The sequence below is a fragment of the Streptomyces dengpaensis genome, assembly GCF_002946835.1.
Taxonomy (GTDB): Bacteria; Actinomycetota; Actinomycetes; order Streptomycetales; family Streptomycetaceae; genus Streptomyces; species Streptomyces dengpaensis.
The window spans coordinates 4,274,682-4,295,041 of sequence record NZ_CP026652.1 but is presented as its reverse complement, the minus strand read 5'-3'; the positions used below and the strand labels follow the sequence as shown (position 1 = coordinate 4,295,041).

Annotated in this window: 17 protein-coding genes and 1 pseudogene; 14 read left to right on the top strand and 4 right to left on the bottom strand. The window is 69.8% G+C overall.

Going from position 1 to position 20,360, the window contains the following annotated elements:
- Nucleotides 1-126 precede the first annotated feature (126 nt).
- Nucleotides 127-3,345 (top strand): bifunctional cytochrome P450/NADPH--P450 reductase, encoded by a 3,219-nt coding sequence (locus C4B68_RS19785; RefSeq protein ID WP_099502077.1) that lies wholly within the window; start codon nucleotides 127-129, stop codon nucleotides 3,343-3,345.
- 133 nt (nucleotides 3,346-3,478) lie between these two features.
- Nucleotides 3,479-4,525, top strand: coding sequence for a zinc-binding dehydrogenase (locus C4B68_RS19780; protein ID WP_099502078.1), 1,047 nt, complete (start codon nucleotides 3,479-3,481; stop codon nucleotides 4,523-4,525).
- 94 nt (nucleotides 4,526-4,619) lie between these two features.
- Here C4B68_RS19780 and C4B68_RS19775 read toward each other — a convergent pair whose 3' ends face one another.
- Complete coding sequence (locus C4B68_RS19775) at nucleotides 4,620-5,255, bottom strand: TetR/AcrR family transcriptional regulator (RefSeq protein ID WP_099502079.1); 636 nt, start codon at nucleotides 5,253-5,255, stop codon at nucleotides 4,620-4,622.
- Between the two features lie 137 nt (nucleotides 5,256-5,392).
- Between C4B68_RS19775 and C4B68_RS19770 the strand changes: the two genes are divergently transcribed.
- The 5 genes from C4B68_RS19770 (at nucleotide 5,393) to C4B68_RS19750 (ending at nucleotide 11,937) form a co-directional block, all read left to right on the top strand.
- On the top strand, nucleotides 5,393-6,538 hold the full coding sequence (locus tag C4B68_RS19770; RefSeq protein ID WP_099502080.1) for a VOC family protein: 1,146 nt from the start codon (nucleotides 5,393-5,395) through the stop codon (nucleotides 6,536-6,538).
- Nucleotides 6,535-7,509: a fumarylacetoacetate hydrolase family protein gene (locus C4B68_RS19765; RefSeq protein ID WP_099502081.1), complete on the top strand. Its 975-nt coding sequence runs from the start codon at nucleotides 6,535-6,537 to the stop codon at nucleotides 7,507-7,509. Before C4B68_RS19770 ends, C4B68_RS19765 begins: the two co-directional genes overlap by 4 nt.
- Nucleotides 7,506-9,149 (top strand): bifunctional 3-(3-hydroxy-phenyl)propionate/3-hydroxycinnamic acid hydroxylase MhpA, encoded by a 1,644-nt coding sequence (gene mhpA, locus C4B68_RS19760; RefSeq protein ID WP_099502082.1) that lies wholly within the window; start codon nucleotides 7,506-7,508, stop codon nucleotides 9,147-9,149. Before C4B68_RS19765 ends, mhpA begins: the two co-directional genes overlap by 4 nt.
- Nucleotides 9,146-11,164 (top strand): acetoacetate--CoA ligase, encoded by a 2,019-nt coding sequence (locus C4B68_RS19755; protein ID WP_099502083.1) that lies wholly within the window; start codon nucleotides 9,146-9,148, stop codon nucleotides 11,162-11,164. Before mhpA ends, C4B68_RS19755 begins: the two co-directional genes overlap by 4 nt.
- A 149-nt stretch (nucleotides 11,165-11,313) precedes the next feature.
- Nucleotides 11,314-11,937, top strand: coding sequence for a malonic semialdehyde reductase (locus C4B68_RS19750; protein WP_099502084.1), 624 nt, complete (start codon nucleotides 11,314-11,316; stop codon nucleotides 11,935-11,937).
- 143 nt (nucleotides 11,938-12,080) lie between these two features.
- On the opposite strand, the gene C4B68_RS19745 is transcribed toward C4B68_RS19750, so the two are convergent.
- A complete protein-coding gene (locus C4B68_RS19745; protein WP_099502156.1) occupies nucleotides 12,081-13,046 on the bottom strand; it encodes an alpha/beta fold hydrolase in 966 nt (321 codons plus the stop codon).
- Nucleotides 13,047-13,235: 189 nt separating this feature from the next.
- Here C4B68_RS19745 and C4B68_RS19740 point away from each other — a divergent pair, with 189 nt between their 5' ends.
- The 4 genes from C4B68_RS19740 (at nucleotide 13,236) to C4B68_RS41955 (ending at nucleotide 16,247) form a co-directional block, all read left to right on the top strand.
- Nucleotides 13,236-13,955 carry an alpha/beta fold hydrolase gene (locus C4B68_RS19740; RefSeq protein ID WP_099502085.1) on the top strand — a complete coding sequence of 240 codons (720 nt, stop codon included), beginning with the start codon at nucleotides 13,236-13,238 and terminating at the stop codon, nucleotides 13,953-13,955.
- Between the two features lie 543 nt (nucleotides 13,956-14,498).
- Complete coding sequence (locus C4B68_RS19735; protein ID WP_099502086.1) at nucleotides 14,499-14,885, top strand: hypothetical protein; 387 nt, start codon at nucleotides 14,499-14,501, stop codon at nucleotides 14,883-14,885.
- A gap of 205 nt (nucleotides 14,886-15,090) precedes the next feature.
- A complete protein-coding gene (locus tag C4B68_RS19730; protein ID WP_167459115.1) occupies nucleotides 15,091-15,507 on the top strand; it encodes an SsgA family sporulation/cell division regulator in 417 nt (138 codons plus the stop codon).
- Nucleotides 15,504-16,247, top strand: a complete 744-nt coding sequence (locus C4B68_RS41955) for a hypothetical protein (protein ID WP_167458944.1) — start codon at nucleotides 15,504-15,506, stop codon at nucleotides 16,245-16,247. The genes C4B68_RS19730 and C4B68_RS41955 overlap by 4 nt, the downstream gene beginning before the upstream one ends.
- An 8-nt stretch (nucleotides 16,248-16,255) precedes the next feature.
- Here the strand turns inward: C4B68_RS41955 and C4B68_RS19725 are convergent.
- A pseudogene (locus tag C4B68_RS19725) lies at nucleotides 16,256-16,748 on the bottom strand (alcohol dehydrogenase catalytic domain-containing protein); the annotation flags it as partial.
- A gap of 71 nt (nucleotides 16,749-16,819) precedes the next feature.
- Between C4B68_RS19725 and C4B68_RS19720 the strand changes: the two are divergent.
- A complete protein-coding gene (locus tag C4B68_RS19720) occupies nucleotides 16,820-17,299 on the top strand; it encodes an ATP-binding protein (RefSeq protein ID WP_306511304.1) in 480 nt (159 codons plus the stop codon).
- Nucleotides 17,300-17,414: 115 nt separating this feature from the next.
- Here the strand turns inward: C4B68_RS19720 and C4B68_RS19715 are convergent, their stop codons facing one another.
- The gene (locus C4B68_RS19715; protein WP_099502088.1) at nucleotides 17,415-18,068 is read right to left on the bottom strand and encodes an FMN-dependent NADH-azoreductase; all 654 of its coding nucleotides are present in this window, start codon (nucleotides 18,066-18,068) and stop codon (nucleotides 17,415-17,417) included.
- A 141-nt stretch (nucleotides 18,069-18,209) separates the two neighbouring features.
- On the opposite strand from C4B68_RS19715, the gene C4B68_RS19710 reads away from it, so the two are divergent.
- Both C4B68_RS19710 and C4B68_RS19705 read left to right on the top strand, forming a co-directional pair.
- Nucleotides 18,210-18,569: a winged helix-turn-helix transcriptional regulator gene (locus C4B68_RS19710; RefSeq protein ID WP_099502089.1), complete on the top strand. Its 360-nt coding sequence runs from the start codon at nucleotides 18,210-18,212 to the stop codon at nucleotides 18,567-18,569.
- A 237-nt stretch (nucleotides 18,570-18,806) separates the two neighbouring features.
- Nucleotides 18,807-20,174, top strand: a complete 1,368-nt coding sequence (locus C4B68_RS19705; RefSeq protein ID WP_240634416.1) for a DUF2252 domain-containing protein — start codon at nucleotides 18,807-18,809, stop codon at nucleotides 20,172-20,174.
- The last annotated feature ends 186 nt before the right edge of the window (nucleotides 20,175-20,360 follow it).

The window sequence follows — 20,360 nt, the reverse complement described above, 5'->3', positions numbered from 1 at the left end:
TCGTATGGTACCACTTGAGCAGTTCCGTACGGCGTATGGAAAGTCGGGGTGCTGCTGCATCGGCGGCCTTCCCGCGCATCGCCCGGCGCCCTTGCCCCTCCCCTCTCCGCACAAAGGAGCAAGCCCATGACCACGCAGCCCGAGACCGGCCTCCGCCCCGCACGGTCCCCGCACGGCATTCCGATCCTCGGCTACACGCCGCAGATTCCCGACACCAACCCGGTCGCGTACTTCGGCGAGCTGTCCAAGCAGTTCCCCGAGGGCATCTTCAGCATGGACGTCGGAGGCCAGGAGAACGTCTTCGTCTACGACCCGGACCTGGTCACCGAGGTCTGCGACGAGACCCGCTTCGGGAAGCCGATCTTCGCGCCGCTGAGCCATGTCCGGGACTACACCGGCGCCGGCCTGTTCACGGCCCACCAGCACGAAGAGGAATGGGGCATGGCGCACCGGATCCTCATGCCGGCCTTCAGCCAGCGGGCCATGAAGGGCTACTTCGGGCAGATGCTGGAGATCGCCCAGAACCTGGTGGGCAAGTGGGAGCGTAAGGAGGGTCAGTCGGTCAACATCACCGACGACTACACCCGGCTGACCCTGGACACGATCGCGCTGTCGGGATTCGGCTACCGGTTCGACTCCTTCGAGAAGGAAAAGCTGCACTCCTTCCTCCAGGCACTGCTGGAGGCGCTGGTGGAGTCGATGCGGCGCTCGCAGGAACTGCCGAGCCTGACCGCGCTCCGCAAGGCCGATGACAAGAAGTACCGCGAGAACATCCGGCTGATGCGGGACCTGGTCGAGAGTGTGATCAAGGAGCGCCGTGAGGGGAAGGGCAGTGGTGAGGACGACCTGCTGGGGCTGATGCTGGAGGCCACCGACCCGGAGACCGGCAAGGGGCTGGACGACGACAACGTCCGTGACCAGGTGGTGACGTTCCTGATCGCCGGTCACGAGACCACCAGTGGTCTGCTGTCGTTCGCCACGTACTCGCTGATGCGCAACCCGCACGTCCTGGCCCAGGCCTACGCCGAGGTGGACCGGCTGCTGCCCGGCGACACCGTGCCGGACTACGACACGATCATGCAGATGGATGTCATCCCGCGCATCCTCGAGGAGACCCTGCGCCTGTGGGCTCCCATTCCGCAGATCATGAAGGCGCCGTTGGAGGACACCGTCATCGGCGGCCGCTACGAGCTGAAGCAGGGGACGAAGACGAACCTGCTGATGGGGCCGCTGCACACCCACGCCAAGGCGTGGGAGCGGCCGGAGGAGTTCGACATCAACCGGTGGCTGCCGGAGAACCGGGCCCAGCACCACCCGCACGCCTACAAGCCGTTCGGCAACGGCGTGCGTGCCTGCATCGGCCGGCAGTTCGCGCTCACCGAGGCCCGTCTGGCCCTCGCGCTGGTGCTGCAGAAGTTCAAGTTCTCCGACACCAGCGACTACAAGATGGACGTCAAGGAGGCGCTGACGCGCAAGCCCGGCGGCTTCGAGCTGAAGGTGCGGACCCGTCAGGAGCACGAGCGGACCGTGTTCGGCGTCGCGGACCTGCAGACGGACGACACGCGGGTGCAGGCCGCGGTCAGCGGTGTCGGGGTGAACCTGACCGTCGCCTACGGCTCCAGCCTGGGCAGCTGTGAGGACCTGGCGCGCACCATCGCCGACCGCAGCGAGCGCTCCGGCTTCGGGACCACCCTGACCAGCCTGGACGAGCTGGGCGACAACCTGCTCACCGAGGGCCTGCTCGTCGTCGTGGCCGCCAGCTACAACGGCAAGGCCCCGGACAACGCCCAGCGTTTCGACGAGCTGATCGCCGCCGGGCTGCCCGAGGGCTCGCTGTCGAACGTGCGGCTCGCGCTGCTGGGTGCCGGCAACACCCAGTGGGTGGCCACCTACCAGGCCTTCCCCACGCGGATCAACGAAGCCCTGCTGGCCGCCGGCGCCACCCCGGTCATCGAGCGCGGCATCGCGGATGCCGCCGGTGACTTCGACGGCATGGCCTCCCGCTGGATGGACACGCTGTGGGCCACCCTGGCCGAGGAGTACGCCGCCGACACCTCCGAGGCAAGCGGCCCGCGCTACCAGGTCCAGCTGCTCACCGAGGCGGACGTGCGCCCCGCGATCGTCTCCGAGCAGGCCTACCCGCTGACCGTGGTGGCCAACGAGGAACTCGTGGCCGACGCGACCGGCCTGTGGGACTTCCAGATCGAGCCGCCGCGCCCGTCGGCGAAGTCCATCACCATCGAGCTGCCCGAGGGTGTCACCTACGACACCGGTAACCACCTGGCCGTCTTCGCCAAGAACGAGCCGGCCCTGGTCGACCGCGCGCTGACGCGGCTCGGGGTGGAGCGTGACCAGGTGCTGCGCCTGGACCAGCCGGCCGGCGGCCGCACCCACCTGCCGGTAGGCACTGCGGTCACCGCAGGCCTGCTGCTCACCGAGTTCCTGGAGCTGCAGGACGTGGCCACCCGCGCCCAGGTGCGCATCCTGGCCGAGCACACCCAGTGCCCGTGGACCCGGCCGCAGCTGCAGGCCTACACAGCCGACACCGAGGAAGCCGAGAAGCGCTACCAGGAGGAGATCCTGAACAAGCGTGTCTCGGTGCTGGGTCTGCTGGAGCGTTTCTCCGCGGTCGAGCTGCCGCTGGCGGTCTTCCTGGAGATGACGGGGCCGATCCGTCCCCGCTTCTACTCCATCTCCTCGGCCCCGCTGGCCAACCCGCGCCACGTGCGCCTGACCGTCGGCCTGCTGGAGGGCCCGGCCCTGTCCGGTGACGGCCAGTACCGCGGCACCTGCTCCTCCTACATCGCAGGCCTTGAGCCCGGTGACGTCTTCTACGGCTACGTGCGCGTGCCCTCCCCGACGTTCGCCCCGCCGGCCGACCCCGCCACGCCGCTGATCCTCATCGGCCCCGGCACCGGCATCGCGCCGCTGCGCGGCTTCCTGGAGGAGCGCGCCTCGCAGCAGGAGAACGGCACGCAGGTGGGCCTGTCGCAGGTCTTCGTCGGCTGCCGCCACCCGGAGCACGACTACTTCTACCGCCAGGAGATGCAGACCTGGGAGAAGTCCGGGATCGCCCAGGTCCACACCGCCTACTCGGCGGTGACCGGCCACCCGGCCCGGTTCGTGCAGAACGCCATCGCCAACGCCGCCGACACGGTGTGGCAGGCCATCGAAGACGGCGCGTACATCTACGTCTGCGGTGACGGCCGCCGCATGGCACCCGCCGTCCGCGAGGCCCTCGCCGCCATCTACCGCAAGCACACCGGCAGCGACGACGAGGCCGCCCAGCAGTGGCTCGCCCAGCTCGAGGCCGACGAGCGCTACCAGCAGGACGTCTTCGCCTGACCCCCAGACGCCGGGAGGCGTGCGGCGGTCCTGACACCCCGCACCCTCCCGGCCACCACAAGCCACCAAGACACCACACGGCAGCCATCGGCCAGAACCGCCGCGGAGTGCCGCTCACAGAAAGCTGATCACCATGGACACCATGCTCGCCGGACGCTTCCACGTGGACAGCAAGAAGTTCGTCGTGGAGGAGGCCCCCGTCCCCGTGCCGGGCCCGGGCGAGGTCCTCATCGAGGTCAAGGCCGCCGGCGTCTGCCTGTCGGACGTCCACCTGCTCGACGGCTCCCTCCCCCCGCTCTTCCTGGACTCCGACGTGGTCACCGTCGGCCACGAGGTCTCCGGTGTGATCCACTCGCTCGGCCCCGGCCTCAAGCGAGACCTGACCGTCGGCACCCGCGTCACCCTGGAGGCCGGCAAGGCCTGCGGCCAGTGCGACGGCTGCGCACGCCACCGCCCCTGCAGCCAGATGCGTACCGCCGGCATCGACTACGACGGCGGCTGGGCCCAGTACATGGTCACCCCCGAGGAGACCATCGTCCCCATCCCGGACAGCCTCCCGTTCGACCAGGCCGCGATCATCCCCGACGCGGTCTCCACCCCCTACGCCGCCGTCGTCGCCACCGCGGGCGTCCGTCCCGCCCAGTCCGTCGGCATCTGGGGCGTCGGCGGAGTCGGCGCGCACAACGTGCGCGTCGCCCGCCTGGTCGGCGCCGCGCCGATCATCGCCATCGACCCGCTGCCCGGCGCCCGCGAGCGCGCCCTGGAATTCGGTGCGGACCTGGCCCTGAACCCGGCCGCCCCCGACTTCGCCGAGCAGATCCGCGCGGCCACCGCCGGGCAGGGCCTGCACTTCGCCTTCGACTGCGCCGGCGTGCCCGCCGTCCGCGAGCAGGCCGCCTCCGTACTCGGCCGCGAGGGTTCCCTGATCCTGGTCGGCATCACGCCCAGGCCGCTCACCATCACCGAGGGCCTGACCTTCAACTACATGATGAAGCAGGTGCGCGGTCACTACGGCGCCACCCCCGAGAGCGTCACCGAGCTGGTGCAGCTGGCCTCCAACGGCCGCCTCGACCTGGCCCCCTCCATCACCGGCCACATCCCGCTCGCCGACGCCGCCGACGCGGTCCACCGGCTGGAGAACAAGATCGGCGACCCGATCCGTCTGATCCTCGTCCCCTGACCTCTCTGCAGAAGGACGACCAAAGCCACCTCGGGCAGGGGTGAGTGGGCGCCGGTGCTTGAGGGAGCACCGGCGCCCACGGCTAACTCCGGGGTCAGATGAGGTCGGGCAGGGGACGCCGGGTGACCTCGTGGGCGTCGTCCGGGGGGACGCCGAGCATGCGCAGGACCATCTCGGCCAGGTCCGAGGCGGCCTCGTCGCCGTCGAGGTCGGGGCGGGCCAGCCTCAGCGCCACGAGGGACAGCAGAGTCCCGCCCACGGCGGACAGGGCGGTGGTCGCGTTGGTGCAGGTGAAGCGGCCCGAGGCGATGCCGATCTCCAGGTCACGCAGGGCTCGCGGGGCGAGTCCGCGTTCGGAGTGAATCTGGGCCAGACCGCGGTCACGCAGGATCCGCATGAGTTCCGGGTGGGAGTCGGCCATCCGGGCCGTGAGCCGGAAGCCCGCCGCGACGAGCTCGGCCGGATCCTCGATCCCCTGGACGCGCTCGTCGATGACCTGCCCGAACTCCTCCAGGGCGTCCGTCACCGCGGCGTCGAACAGCTCCGTCTTCGACGCGAAGTGGTTGTAGAAGGAGCCGAACCCAACGTCCGCACGCTCGGCGATCGCCTGGATGCTGGCGCTGGTGTCCCCCGTCTCCGCGAGGATCTGCCGGGCCGCACGGACGAGCGCCTGACGAGTCTCGGCACGACGCCGCTCGAAGCGGTTCTTGGGCGGGGCTGACGTCGGCATACGGCGAGTGTAACAACCGTCGCGATGAGTCCAACATGACTGATGGATTCGTCAATTATTTGGGCTCGCCCTATTGACGATGAGTTACAGCAAAGTTGATGATTCCCTCATTACGGCAGTGTTGCTTGGAGGGCACCATGTCCGAAACCCCCGTTAACAGGGCCGCTCCCCAGACGCCCCACCAAGACCTCCACAGCGAGCAGGGCGCCCTGCGCGGCGAGCACCCCGGGCGCGCCCGGAATCCCGTGATCAAGGTGGCGGACCTGGCCTGGCTGGAGTTCGAGAAGCCCGACCTGGACCGGGCCGAGGCCTTCGCCCGCGACTTCGGGTTCGCAACCGCCGGCAGCACCGAGCGGGAACTGTGGCTGCGCGGCACGTTCGCGGGCTCGCCCTGCATGGTCATCCGGCGTGGGCGTGCGTCCCGCTTCATCGGGCCGGCGTTCCGCGCGGCCGAGCAGGCCGATCTCGACCGGCTGGCCGGCGCCACCGGGACCGCGGTGCGGGACGCGAGCGTCCCCGGCGGCGGAAAGGCCGTCGACCTGCTCGATCCCTCCGGCTTCCCGGTCCGGGTCGTGCACTGCGCCGAACAGCTGCCCGCTCTGCCCGAGCAGCAGCCCCTGCTCCTCAACTTCGGCACGGATCACCGTCGTACGAACGCCACACAGCGCCCGCCTCGCGAGCCGTCCCGTATCCAGCGGCTGGGCCACGTGGTGCTGGAGACACGGGTGTTCGCCCGCGCCCTGGACTGGTACCTGGAAACGCTCGGGATGATCGTCAGCGACTTCCTGTTCCTGGACGGGCAGCGCGACCGCGGGCCGACCATGGCGTTCATCCGCTGCGACCAGGGCAGCCTGGCGGTGGACCACCACACGCTGGCCATGCACCTGGGGCCCGGCACCGGCTACGTCCACTCCGCCTACCAGGTCACCGACCTCGACTCGATCGCCGCCGGCGGTGAGTACCTGGCCGAGCGCGGATACCGGCGCAGCTGGGGCGTCGGCCGGCATATCCAGGGCAGCCAGCTCTTCGACTACTGGCGCGACCCGGACCGCTTCATGCTGGAGCACTTCGCCGACGGCGACCTGTTCTCCCGCGACATCGAGCCCGGCTGGGCGCCGATGTCGGCGAGCGGCCTGGCCCAGTGGGGCCCGCCGGTCACCCGCGACTTCCTGGGCACGAACCCGTCCCCCGCCAAGCTCCGCGAGGTCATGACGGCCCTGCGCGGCGACAACGAACTCGACCCGGCACGTCTGCTGGGCCTGATGAAAGCGATGAGCTCATGAGCACCAACGTTCTGCGCACCGCCGACGGCTGGTGGGTCGTCCGGGACGAGCGCGCCGTCCGCATCGAGACCAAGGCGGTCACCACCGCCGAGCTGCTCGCCGACCTCCCCCACGCTCGGCTTCGCTCGCGCGGGGGCGCCCCCACCGCGGTCCGCGAGGCCGCCGCCTCCGACGAGAGCGGCACGCCCGTCGCCGACCTGGTGGCGCTGCCTCCGGTCACCACCCCGTGCCGGGTGGTCGCCCAGATGGTCAACTACCGCAGCCACGCCAAGGATTCGGGCTTCACCGGCGACATCCCGCCCACCTTCTTCCGCAAGGCGTCCGGCTCGGTCAGCGGCCCGCACGACACGATCGTCCGGCCCGCGCATGTGAACTTCCTCGACTACGAGGTGGAACTCGGCCTCGTCATGGGTGCGACCCTGCCCGTGGGCACCGTCGTCGAGGAGCGGGACCTGCCGCGCTACGTCGCCGGCCTCGTCCTGACCAACGACGTCAGCGCCCGCGACGTCCAGCTGACCAAGACCCAGTTCTACGAGAGCAAGTCCTACCCGACCTTCACGCCCACCGGGCCGTACCTGACCCTGCTGGAGCCCGAGGACTTCGCCCATCTGCTCAACCTGCGGCTGCGGCTGTCGGTCAACGGCGAGCCGCGCCAGGACCGCACCCTGGCCGACATGATCGTCCGCCCGGCGCAGGCGCTGACGCTGCTCGCCCGCTTCCAGACCCTCGACCCGGGCGACCTGCTGCTCACCGGCACCCCCGGCGGCACCGCCCTGAAGGCCCCGCCCAAGCCGCTCGAGAAGATCGGCGCGCTGCTGCCGCCGGCGCTGAAGTGGAAGGCGTTCTTCAAGAGCCAGGCCAAGAACCCCCGTTACCTGAGCGAGGGCGACCTCATCACCGCCACGATCGCCACCCCGGACGGGCGGATCGACCTCGGTGAGCAGCGGACTCCTGTGGCGGACGCGACATGAGCGCCGGATCCCGGATACCGGTGGTGATCATTGGCGCGGGGCCCGTGGGGGTCACGGCCGCCCTCCTGCTCGCCCAGCGCGGCGTGCGCAGCCTCGTGCTGGAACGCCACCGGGGCATCTACCAGCTGCCGCGCGCCGTCGTCGTGGACGACGAGGTCCGCCGGATCCTGCAGAGTGCCGGCGTCCACGAGGAGTTCGCCGCCCTCGCACGCCCGGCGCGCGGGCTACGGCTGCTCGACGCCCGGCACCGCGTGATCGCCGAGTTCCCGCGCTCCTCGCACGGACACCACGGCTTCCCGCAGACCAGCATGTTCGACCAGCCCAAGCTGGAACGCCTGCTGCGCGACGCCCTGGCGCGCCGCCCGGAGTGCGAACTGCGGGGCGGAGTGGAGGTCGTGTCCGTCACCCAGTCCGTCACACGGGACACCGGACCGGACGGTCCGCCGGGTCCGGTCCGGGTTACTTTCCGCCGCGACGGCAGCGACGAGGCGGAGCACGTGTGGGCCGATGCCGTCCTCGGCTGCGACGGCGCGGGCAGCCTCACGCGTGACTCCATCGGCGCCGTGTGGGAGGACCTGCACTTCGAGGAGAGCTGGAGAGTCATCGACGTGCGCACCAGCCGCCCGGTGCGCACCTGGGAAGGCGCCGAGCAGATCTGCTGCCCCACCCGGCCGGCCACCTTCATGCGCGTCGGCGAGGATCGCTACCGCTGGGAGTTCCGGCTGCCCGACGACGAGCGCCTGGACGGCCCGGACGGATGGGAGCGCCTGCGTGAGCTGGTCGCCCCCTGGGTGGACCTGCCGCCCGATGCCTCGCCGGGCGGCGACTTCGAGGTGATACGGCAGGCGCAGTACACCTTCCGGGCCCGCCTCGCCGACCGGTGGCGACGGGGACGCGTCTTCCTGCTGGGCGACGCCGCCCACCTCACCCCGCCTTTCGTCGGGCAGGGTCTGTGTGCGGGCCTGCGGGACGCCCGCAACCTCACCTGGAAACTCGCCCGCGTGCTCCAACAGGGCGCGGACGAGCGGCTGCTGGACACCTACGAGCGTGAGCGCAAGCCGCACGTCCGCCACGTGATCCGCATTGCGGTCGCCGTCGGCTGGGCCATGACCGGCGGCCAGGACCGCGCTGCGGCGATCCGCCGAGCCGTCGTGGGCGCGGCCTGCCGTCTCCCCGGCGTGACCGCGGCGGTGAGCCGCGACCTCAGCCCCGCCCTGGCCGCCGGCCCGCTGGTACGGCGCCGCTCCCGGCTGACCGGCCGCGTGCTGGCCGGCACCTTCTGCCCGCAGCCCCGGGTGCTGCACGACGGCAGGAGAGTGCGCCTCGATGACGTCCTCGGGGACTCCTTCGCCGTACTGACCGCTGTGCCGCCCACTGCGCAGGTGACGGCCGTGGCCACGGCACTCGGCGCACGCACGATCCGCGTCGACGACCTGGGCGACGACGGCAACCTGTCCGCCTGGCTGGCAAGGGGCCGGGCCGACACCGTCCTGCTGCGCCCCGACCGCGTCGTGATGGACACCGTCCCCGCCGGCACCGGCGACTTCACGGGCACTGCCGTGTGGGCACCGCTGCTGCACACGGCCCGCCGTCCCGCCGAGGACCGGCCCGTCCCCCTGCCGAGGAGCACCACACCATGACCACCCCGCACCCCACGCCGTTTCCGGAGCCCTTCTTCACCCCCGACCCACAGGCGGCCACCCGCAGCCGGATCGCGGACTTCGCCCGATGGGCGGCCCGGCACCACGGCGCCGAAGGGATCCAGGACCCCAGGGACTACCAAGCCCTGTACCACTGGTCCGTCACCGACCTGGAAGGGTTCTGGGCCGCGGTGTGGGAGTACTTCGCCGTCGACGCGGCGACTCCGTACGAGCAAGTCCTGGCCGAGGAGACCATGCCCGGCGCCCGCTGGTTCCCCGGCGCCACCCTCAACTACGCCCACCACGCGCTGCGCAACCTGCAGCCGGACGCTCCCGCGATCACCGCGCTGGACGAGACCGGATCCGGTTACGAGATCACGGGCCAGCAGCTGCGCGCCCGGGTCGCGTCCGTCGCAGCCACCCTGCGCGACCTGGGCGTCGGACAGGGCGACCGGGTGGTGGGTTACCTGCCCAACACCCCCCACGCCGTCATCGCCTTCCTCGCCACCGCCAGTCTGGGCGCGGTGTGGTCGGTGTGCGGCCAGGACTACGCACCCAAGGCCGCCGCCGACCGTTTCGCCCAGCTCGAACCCGCGGTGCTGATCACCGCGGACGGCTACCGCTTCAACGGCACCACACACGACCGCCGGACCGCCTCGCTCGAACTGGCCGGCGCGCTGCCGACGCTGAAGGCCACGGTGCTGGTGGATCACGTGGGCCTTGCCTGGCCCGAGGGCGGGCACCCGGGACTGACGGTGCCCTGGGAGGACGCGGCCACCCGCACCGAGTACCTCTCTTTTGCCCCGGTGCCGTTCGACCACCCTCTGTGGGTCGTCTTCTCCTCCGGCACCACCGGCCTGCCCAAGGGCATCGTCCACGGGCACGGCGGGGTCCTGCTCGAGCACTTCAAGATCCTCGGCCTGCACAGCGACCTGGGCGTCGGGGACCGCCTGCTGTGGTACACCACCACCCACTGGATGATGTGGAACCTGGTCGTCTCCACCCTGCTGACCGGTGCCACCACCTGCACGTACGACGGCAGCCCCGCACCGCTTGCGCGCCCGGACATCCTGTGGGAGCTGGCGGACCGCCACAAGGTCACCGTCTTCGGCACCAGCCCCCAGTACCTGCTGGCCATGAGCAAGCTGGGCGTCGAACCCTCCGTGCACGACCTGTCGGCCATCCGCGTCCTCGGCTCCACCGGCTCCGCTCTGCCCGCCTCCGCCTACCCCTGGGTCCGCGACCACGTGGGCGCCGGTGTCCAGCCGGCCTCCACCAGCGGCGGCACGGACGTCGTCTCCGGCTTCGCCGGCAGCGCCCCTACGACCCCCGTCTGGGCGGGGGAGCTGTCCGCTCCCTACCTGGGCGTGGCGCTGGCCGCCTACGACGCGACGGGCACCCCTGTCCTCGACCAGGTCGGCGAACTGGTCGTCACCCGGCCCATGCCGTCCATGCCGCTGTACTTCTGGAACGACCCCGACGGCAGCCGCTACCGCGACGCCTACTTCGGCGCCTACCCCGGTGTGTGGCGGCACGGCGACTGGATCACCCTCACCTCGCACGGTTCGGTGATCGTCCACGGCCGCTCCGACGCCACCCTCAACCGCAACGGCGTACGCCTGGGCAGTGCCGACATCCACGACGTCGTCGAACGCCTCCCCGAGATCACCGAGGCCCTCGTCATCGGCGCGGAGGAACCCGACGGCGGCTACTGGATGCCGCTCTTCGTGGTCCTCGCCGACGGGGTCGGCCTGGACGATTCCCTGCGCGACCGGATCCGCGACGCGATCCGCGCCGGCGCCTCACCCCGCCACGTCCCCGACGAGATCCTCGCCGTACCGGCCATTCCACACACGAAGACCGGCAAGAAACTCGAGGTCCCGGTCAAGCGCCTCCTCCAGGGCACCCCCGCCGAGCAGGTCCTCAACCTCGCGGCGGTCGACCAGCCCGAACTCGTCGACTTCTACGCCCGGTTGGGCGCGGAGCGGAGCAAGCGGTCGACACACCACGCCTGACCGCCGGCCAGGGGATCACAGGCCCAGGTGACAGCACCTGGATTCTGTGCCCGCCCGGCTCCGCAATCCCTGTCCCGCCGAGTGGTGGCGGGGCGGAGACCTCGCGCCACCACCGCACCATCCGCACACCCGAAAGTAAGAGAGAAACCGTGAGCACGACCTACCGCGAACCGCAGGCCCTCGACGCTCTTGACGACGCCGGGCGAAAGCTGCTGTTCACAGAGGCCCGCAGCGCGAACACCTTCGCCGTGACGGCCGTTACCGACGACGAACTCGCCATGATCTGGGAACTCGCCCGCTGGTCGCCGAGCTCCGCCAACTGTCAGCCGCTGCGTGTGCTCTTCGTGCGCACCCGCGAGGGCAAGGAGCGACTGGTCCGGCACATGGACGAGGGCAACAGGGCCAAGACGTTCAGTGCGCCGGCCGTGGCGGTCCTGGCGTACGACGTCGACTTCCACGAGCAGATGCCGACGGTCTTCCCGGCTCGCGGCGAGATGCTGCGAGCGGCGTTCGCCGACCAGATCGAAAAGCGCGAGAGCCTCGCTGCCTACAACTCGGCACTGCAGACCGGGGTCTTCCTGCTCGCGGTGCGCGCGGCGGGGCTCGCGGCCGGTCCTATGGCGGGCTTCGACGAGGCGGGCGTGGACAAGGAGTTCTTCGCCGGTACCGGCTGGCGTTCGCATCTGGTGGTCAACATCGGTCACCCCGGTGCCGACCCGTGGTTCCCGCGGCTGCCCCGCGTGCCCGTCGAGGACGCCGTCGCCTGGGTCTGACGGCACCGCCACCGAACGGTCGCGCCATGCCGAGGTCGCCGGTGCTCTCCTGAGTACCGGCGCCCTTTTTTGTCAGGCGGAGGGGTACCTGGGGGCAGCTCGATGAGGGCGTTGTGCCGACTTGGACGGCAGCCGACTGATCGTCAACTGTTCAGGGTGCCAAGGAAGTCCAGAAGCGCCGCATTCACCTCGCCGGGGCGTTCCTCGGCGATCCAGTGGCCGCAGCCGGGCAGGATGTGCGCCGGTCCGACGGTCGGGTGGAGCGTGGGCAGGGCGGGGATGCGTTGGTCCATGCCCGGGAACCCGTAGACCAGGTCACGATCGCCGGTGAGGTAGCGGCCGGGCATCCGGTACTGTGCGCCGTCCCATGGGGCGGTCAGCTGCCAATTGCGGTCGAAGTTGCGGTACCAGTTGAGGGCGCTGGTGAACCCGGCTTCGGTGAACTCCGTCGCGAGTGTGTCGATGTCGGCCTCGGTGAGCCAGCCGGGAAGTTCTTCGGGGTCCTCGAAGAGGTCCAGGAATCCCTTGCCCGGTGGGACGAGCGGTTCGACCGGCGGGTCGCTGTGCGGGATGTCGCCGGAGAGGCCGTACATCACGCGACGGAAGGTGGCATGCGGGTCCTTCGCGAGCTCGGCGTCCGCGACGCCGGGGGTCTGGAAGTAGTTCCAGTAGAACTGGCCGCCGAACCGCTCGCGCATCGCCTGCAGCGGAGGAACCGGACCGCGCTGCGGCGGCGGGACGCTGAGGCCCACGACCCCCCGGATGACGTCAGGCCGCATCAGCGCGGTGGACCAGGCGACCATGCTGCCCAGGTCGTGGCCGACGACCACGGCCTGCCGTGCGCCGAGTGCGTGGATCAGGCCGATGACGTCACCGACGAGGTGCAGGATGGTGTATTCCTCAACCGCGGCGGGCCGGTCGCTGCGTGCGTAACCGCGCTGGTCAGGGGCGACGACGCGGTATCCGGCCCCGGCCAGGGGTGTGAACTGGTGGCGCCAGTTGTACCAGCATTCGGGAAAGCCGTGGAGCAGGAGGACCAGGGGCCCTTCACCCTCCTCCGCGGTATGCAGCCGAAGCTCTCCAACCGTGACGGTGCGGTGCTCGACCATGGTCACAACCCCTTCCAGGTGGGTTGGTCCGTATCCCACGCTACTCGCGGGTCACACCGACACCGAGTGATCGCCCGCCGTGGTCGCGGGGCCATGGTCCAGGGGCTCCAAGTCGCGGTCCGGGACCGAGGGGGCAATACTGATAAAAATTTCAGCTATGAGGTTTTTGTCCAAGTAAGGAGTTCGCTCATGCCCGCAGTTCTTGTCCACGGCGTCCCCGACACCCACCGTGTATGGGACGGCGTGCGCCGGCACCTGACCCGAAGTGACGTCGACGCCTGGGACCTGCCCGGCTTCGGCGCACCGCGGCCGCAAGGCTACGGCTCCACCAAGGAGGAGTACGTCGCTTGGCTCGTCGATCGGCTGGAACAAGTCGGCGAGCCGGTGGACTTGGTCGGCCATGACTGGGGCTGCGTTCTCACCGCGCGCGTCGCATCGATACGGCCGGACCTGGTTCGCACGTGGGCCGGCAGCAGCGCTCCGGTCAGTGCTCAGTACGTCTGGCATCCGCTGGCCAAGATCTGGCAGGACCCGGTCGAGGGGGACCGGTTCATGAACGAGCTCGACCCGGCGTCCTTCGCCAAGGACCTGAGCAAACTCGATGTCCCGGCTGAACTGGCCGAGGAAATGGCCCGTCGCGTGGACGGGGCGATGAAGGACAGCATCCTCAAGCTGTACCGCTCCGCCGTGACGGTGGGTGCGGAGTGGGAACCGGGACTGGCGAACGTGTCCGCGCCGTGCCTGGTCTTTTGGGGGACGCTCGACCCGGCCTGTCCGATCGGGTTCGCCGATGAACTTGGCGAAGCTGTGCGAGCGTCCCGGGTGGTCAAGCTCGACTGCAGCCACTGGACGGTGCTCCAGAAGCCGGCCGAGGTCGCTGCGGCCCTTGAGGCGCACTGGAGTGCCTGAGGAGCTGTTGTCCTTGCGGCGTGATGAGCGGGTTTGCGCCGGCGGGGCACCGGCTCGGTGATTTCGTGGGATCGGTTGCCTGTCGTCTCGCTGCAACGTTCGCAATCGAGAAGATCTCAACTCTGTTGAGCGCGTGTGGTGCCTCCGGCATTCCGTGACGGCCCTTCTCACGCAGTGCGCAGTCTCAGTATGGCGATTCAGTTCGCCAAGCAGGGCGTCGGCTTCCCCTGCGACGCCCTGATGCCCGCGCCGTGCCGCCGCCATGCGAGCGAGAGGTCAGTCTCTCCCTTGGCTGCGGCGCATCCTTCGACTTTCCATACGGTGCATGGTATTACTGAAGAGAGGTTCCGTACGCTGTATGGAATCTGAGGGTGTTGCACTATCGGCAACCTCTCCCGCGCCCGGTGGCGCAGTGCAGGGCTGGCTGGCGCTCACGAAGAAGAGCGACCCACGCCGCTGCATTCGAACAATGCACAGTGAATTGCACTAGTGATCTGAGCGTCCGTCGTACTGGCGGATCGCTCTGACCTGAAGGAGAAGCTTGTGAGTAACCTCGCGAAGCGCGTGTCTGTCGCCATCGCCTCCCTGGCGGTGGCCGGCGGAGCCGTTCTTGGTGCCGGGGGCACTGCGTCGGCTGCGACGTCGGCGTCCGGGCACGCCCAGCGCCCGGCCGCGAGTGTCGAGGCCAACGACCACCGTTGGGGCGGCGACGACGATCGCTGGGGCCGTGACGATGGCCGTTGGGTCCGTGACGACGACTGCTGGGACCGTCGCGACGGCGGCCGTTGGGTCCGTGACGACGACTGCTGGGACCGTCGTGACGACGGCCGTTGGGTCCGTGACGACGACCGATGGGACCGTCGCGACGACGACCGCTCGGACCGCGACGAGGTGAGCTACCGCGACGACCGGTACAGCGTCGGTCGCTGATACGAAGGTCGCCTTTCTCCGGCAACCGACGTTGGTCACATCCCTGTGATGCTCCCGGCCGTCAGTGGTGGCTTCGCCTGCTCCTGGCGGCCGGGCACGACACCGGCCCCCTACCCCGCTTCTCTGTTCACGCCTCTTGGATTCCGACGGCAGCCCTTCCGGCGGCCCTCCCGGTATGGACTCGAGGCACCAGGAGTAAAGACCAATGAAGTCGTTGAGAACCCTGATTCGGGGGCTACATGTGCAACTCGTCGTCTCGCATGAGATGTCCTTGCCCGTGAGTATGAGGCTGCGGTACGAGCCCAGTGATCCCCATGCCGTCCATGCCGCATTCGCCGCTGTCGGCAGCGACGAGAAGGTGGAATGGATCATTGGACGAGATCTTCTGATCGATGGCCTGAAAGGCCCGTCCGGCGAGGGAGACATACGCATCTGGCCCGCCGACGACCCCTGCGACTTGTACATCCTTCTCAACCCGCCGGGTGGTACGGCCTTGCTCAAAGCCCGAGCGCAGGAAATCAAGACGTTCCTGCAGGAAACAAAGGCCGTGGTGCCCAGGGGGGCCGAGCCCAAGCACATCGACGTGGACGCCTTGCTGGCGCACTTCCTCGCCGAGGGATGAAGGCGGCCCAGTTGCCACTCATCTGGCGCACTGAATCTGTGCTTCCGCTGACAGCCGCTGCTGATCAGAATGCGTCCTCATCGCTTTCTGCTGCCAGCGTTGTGTCGGTCAGTGCATTGGTCTTCACCGTCGCCTCGTTCTGGTGGCTCAACGCCAGACAGGGGTGCCTGAAGTCGTGGGAGCCTCATTCCTTTGCGGCGATTTGCCACGGCTCCATGGTTCGCCTGCGGCTTCCGCTCGTCCTTCACAACACAGGTGCCAAGCCGATAGTCGTGCACGATCTCAGGCTGACCTTCCCTGATGAGCCCGCCTCTCATCTGCCGCTGCTGTGGACGTCTTCACCATCCCGTCTCCAACCCGGGCCGGACGAGGAACCGAAGTTGCCGGCCGGATTCGTTGTGGCCGGCAGAGAAGCGCAACAACTCTTCGTCGAGTTCGAGGCACCGTTTTCCGGGTTCATTCCGGAGGCCCGTGATTACAAGGTCCGGATCCAAGTGAGGGTTGGCCACCGCAAGGGGTGGCGCTCGCTTCTGACGTTCACCTTGAGGACCACCAACATCATTTATCCCGACCGGTACACCGTCTACAACAACGCACCTCTCGAACTGACGAAGGAAGACCAGAAAAAGGCAGACGCTGCGCTCCTGGAGCTGCTGGAGGGGCAGGAGATGGGCACTTCCGCCAAAGGCGAGACCAAGCGGCGAGACTCTTCGAACGACGAGGGCAACGCCGACCCATAGGTCGGGGAGATGGCCTCGTGGGCGCCGACGGCGCGGGCGAGTTCCAGCTTCTCTTCGCTGACGTCCAGGGCGATCACCCGGGTCGCGGTCATCGCCCGGAGCAGTTGGATGGCGACGTGGCCGAGTCCACCCGCGCCGATGACCACCGTGGTGGAACCCGGCAGCAGCTTGGGCAGGGCGCGCTTGATCGCGTGGTAGGGGTCAGGTCCGCGTCGGTCAGGGGGACCGCCGCGACCGGGTCCAGCCCGTCGAGCGGTACGAGGTGCGGGCGTCATCCACGAGCATGTACTCGGCCATCGAGCCGGGCGAGCCGAGCCCCGGGGGATGGATGCCGAGCTTCTTGGCACGCAGGCAGTAGTTCTCCTTGCCTTCGGCGCACTTCGCACACGTGCCGCAGCCCCATGCCCCGTACATCGCGACCGCGTCGCCTTCCGCCGGCCCGGTCACCCCGTCACCGAGCGCGGTGACCGTGCCGACTCCCTCGTGCCCGAGCGTCAGAGGCGGCGTGCCGCACCTCTCCGCGGGCAGCGCGGCGGGCACCTGACCGGCCGCTGCAGGACCTGTGTGACGAGGTGCTCTATCGCCTGCAGGGCAACACCGGCCCCGGCGACGCCATCCTCCTGCTCGCCCGCGCCCACACCGTCCCCGCCGATCACGTCGCCACCTGGCCTCTGGACCGGGACCCCACAGCGGCGGCCACGGCGCGCGCCCACGCTCACCGGCGGCTCGCCGACTGGGGCGTGGACGAGGAGGTGGCTTACGCGACCGAACTGATCGTCAGCGAACTGGTCACCAACGCCGTCCGTTACGGCAGCGCACCGCTGAGCCTGCGCCTGATCAAGGACCGCGTCCTCACCTGCGAGGTCCACGACACCAGCCCCGCCACCCCGCGCCTGCGCCATGCGCGGACCATCGATGAAGGCGGACGCGGCCTGTTCATCGTCGCCCAGCTCGCCCAGAACTGGGGCATGCGGTACACGCCCGACGGCAAGACGGTCTGGACGGAACAGGCGCTCTCCTCGGCGCCCTCGCCGTGTGATCATCCGGGGTGAGGACAGTCACACGGCGGGGTCGCCTGGGGCAGGAGCAGCGGGGCGAGTCGGTCGGTTGCCTGGTGACGCGCTCGGTTACGCGCCGACGCGCTCGGTTACGCCGTGACCTGTTCGGTTACGCGGCGAAGCGCTCGGCGAGCTCCTTGGCCTTGACGGCCGCGTCGTCGAGGGCCTTGGTGCGGGATGCCTCGAAGAGGGGGACCAGCTCGGACATCGCCGGGTTGTGCGGCGCCATCGTGAGCTCCGGGACGATGAAGTCGAGGTCCAGGGCGAGGGTGTCGCGCAGGGTCGCCTCCAGGTAGTTCTGCACGTACTCGTAGGGCTCGCGCGGGGTGCCCGGCGCGTAGGAGCCGCCGCGGCTGGCGACGACGGTGACCGGGGTGCCCTTCACCTTCGACTCCTCGGTCATGGCGGTGCGGCCCATCAGGATCACGTTGTCCAGCCACGCCTTGAGGGTCGACGGGATCGCGTAGTTGTACATGGGGGCGCCGATCAGGATCGCGTCCGCCGCCTCCAGCTCCTCGATGAGCCTCACGCGCTCGGCGAATGCGGCGGCCTGCTCCGGGGTGTGGGCGTCCGGGGCGGCGAAACCGGCGGTGTGGGCGTCGGCGTTGATGTGCGGCACGGGGTTCGTGGCGAGGTCGCGGTAGATCACCGTGCCCTCCGGGTGCTGCTCCTGCCAGGCCTTGCGGAAGGTGTCCGTCACCGCGCGGGAGGCGGAGGCGGAGCCCGGGAACACGGACGAGTCGATGTGGAGGAGGGTGGCCATCGGGTTCTCCAGGTAGGTGGGGGTTTGCGGGGTCGGGGAAGCCAAGCCCGGGGGCTGGGCTTCTGTTTTGTACTCGACTATAGATAACACAGCTACTTACTTTTTTTCATCTCGCGCAAGGAGGGGCAGTACCCTGGACCCATGCCGGAATGGGGAAGCCACGACGTGGGGCCGTGCCAACAGGTCGGTGACGGCATCACCCGGGTCTTTCAACTGCTGGGAAAGCGCTGGACGGGCCTGGTCGTGGCCGTTCTGCTGCAACGCCCTGTCCACTTCGCCGAGCTGCGCAGGGCGATCCCCGGCATCAGCGAACGGATGCTCTCGGACCGGCTCACCGAACTCGGCGCGGCGGGACTGGTCGTGCGCGAGGTCGACGAAGGCCCCCCGCTGCGGGTCGCGTACCGCCTGACGGAGGCGGGCGCCGCGCTCGAGCCCGCGCTCAAGGAACTTGGGTCCTGGGCGGAGATGTATCTGCCAGAGGCGGGGCCGTGCCCGAGGTAGTGCCCGCCCGACGCACCTGCCTTCTGCTGTGACCGTGAAGTTGTCCACAGGTGTCGGGGTGCCAGGCGCCGAGGTCGCCAAGTTGTCCACAGGGTCTGACGCGTTGCGGTGACCCGCTGTACGGTCGGCACGAGTTGATGTTGTTCGTGCACGGGGGAGGCGGTCGCAGTGACCGAGCTCGGGACAGCGGTTGAGGCACAGCAGGCGCCCAGGGCTTTGGGGGTACGGGGATTCGCGGTGCCGGGATTCGCTGTCTGGCCCCCGCAGGGCTCGCCCAAGGAAGAGGGGAAGGCCCTGCGCGGGCGGGTGCCGCGCGGCGCGCACGCCGAGCTGCTGGTCGACGCCGGCCGGCCGGACGCGGTGACCGCCGTCGAGGAGTCCAACCGCGGCCGTATCCCCGAGCTCACCCCGATACGGGTCGGCAGGATGGCCGCCACGCCCTTCGCCTTCCTGCGCGGTTCGGTGGGCCTCATGGCGTACGACCTCGCGCGCACCCCCGCGACCGGCATCGATACCCAGATCTGCGGAGACGCGCACGCGGCGAACTTCGGCCTGTACGGGGACGCGCGCGGCGGCCTCGTCATCGATCTGAACGACTTCGACGAGACGGTGCACGGCCCCTGGGAGTGGGACCTCAAGCGGCTCGCCACCTCGCTGGTGCTCGCGGGCCGGGAGGCCGGGGCGGACGAGGACACGTGCCGGGCGGCCGCGTACGACACGGTGGGCGCGTACCGCCGCACCATGCGCCTGCTGGCCAAGCTGCCGGCACTGGACGCGTGGAACGCGATCGCGGACGAGGAACTCGTCTCCCACACCGACGCCCACGATCTGCTCGGCACACTGGAGCGGGTCTCGGAGAAGGCGCGGGCCAACACCAGTGGGCGGTTCGCCGAGAAGTCGACGGAGGCGGTGGATGGCGGCGGCCGCCGTTTCGTGGACGCGCCGCCGGTGCTGCGCCGGATTCCCGACGCCGAGGCGGCCGGGGTCGCGGCGTCACTGGAGCACTACCTGATGACTCTCTCGGAGGACCGCCTCCCGCTCCTCGCGCGGTATGCGGTCCACGACGTCGCCTTCCGCCTCGTGGGCACCGGCAGCGTGGGCACCCGCTCGTACGTCGTGCTGCTCCTGGACCACCGCGGCGAAGCCCTCGTCCTCCAGGTGAAGGAGGCCCGCGCCTCGGCGCTGATCCCGCACCTGGCGACCGCCGGGCACGCGATCCCCGACGTGCCGCACGAGGGCCGGCGCGTGGTCCTCGGCCAGAAGCGCATGCAGGTCGTCAGCGACATCCTGCTCGGCTGGACCTCGGTCGACGGCCGGCCCTTCCAGGTACGCCAGTTCCGCAACCGCAAGGGCAGCGTCGACCCCGCCGCCCTCGCCGCCGACCACATCGACGACTACGCCCGCATGACCGGTGCCCTGCTGGCCCGCGCCCACGCCCACAGCGCCGACCCGCGCCTCATCTCCGGCTACTGCGGCAAGAACGAGGAACTGGACGAGGCCATTGCGTCCTTCGCCGTCGAGTACGCCGACCGGACGGAGGCGGACCACGCGGAGCTGGCGGCCGCGGTCAGGGAGGGACGGGTGGCTGCGGACGTGGGGGTGTGAGGTCGGGGGCTGGGCGAACCGGTGCTGGGCGAGCCGGTGCTTCGCGAGCCGGTGCTTCGGCGGAGCCGCCGGGGCAGATGCCTAGTCGCGGCCGGGTGGATGTTGTGCCGCCGGGTGGATGTTGTGTCGCGGTTGGGTGGATGTTGTGTCGTGGTCGGGCGGATGGCCTGTCACCGCCGGTCAGGT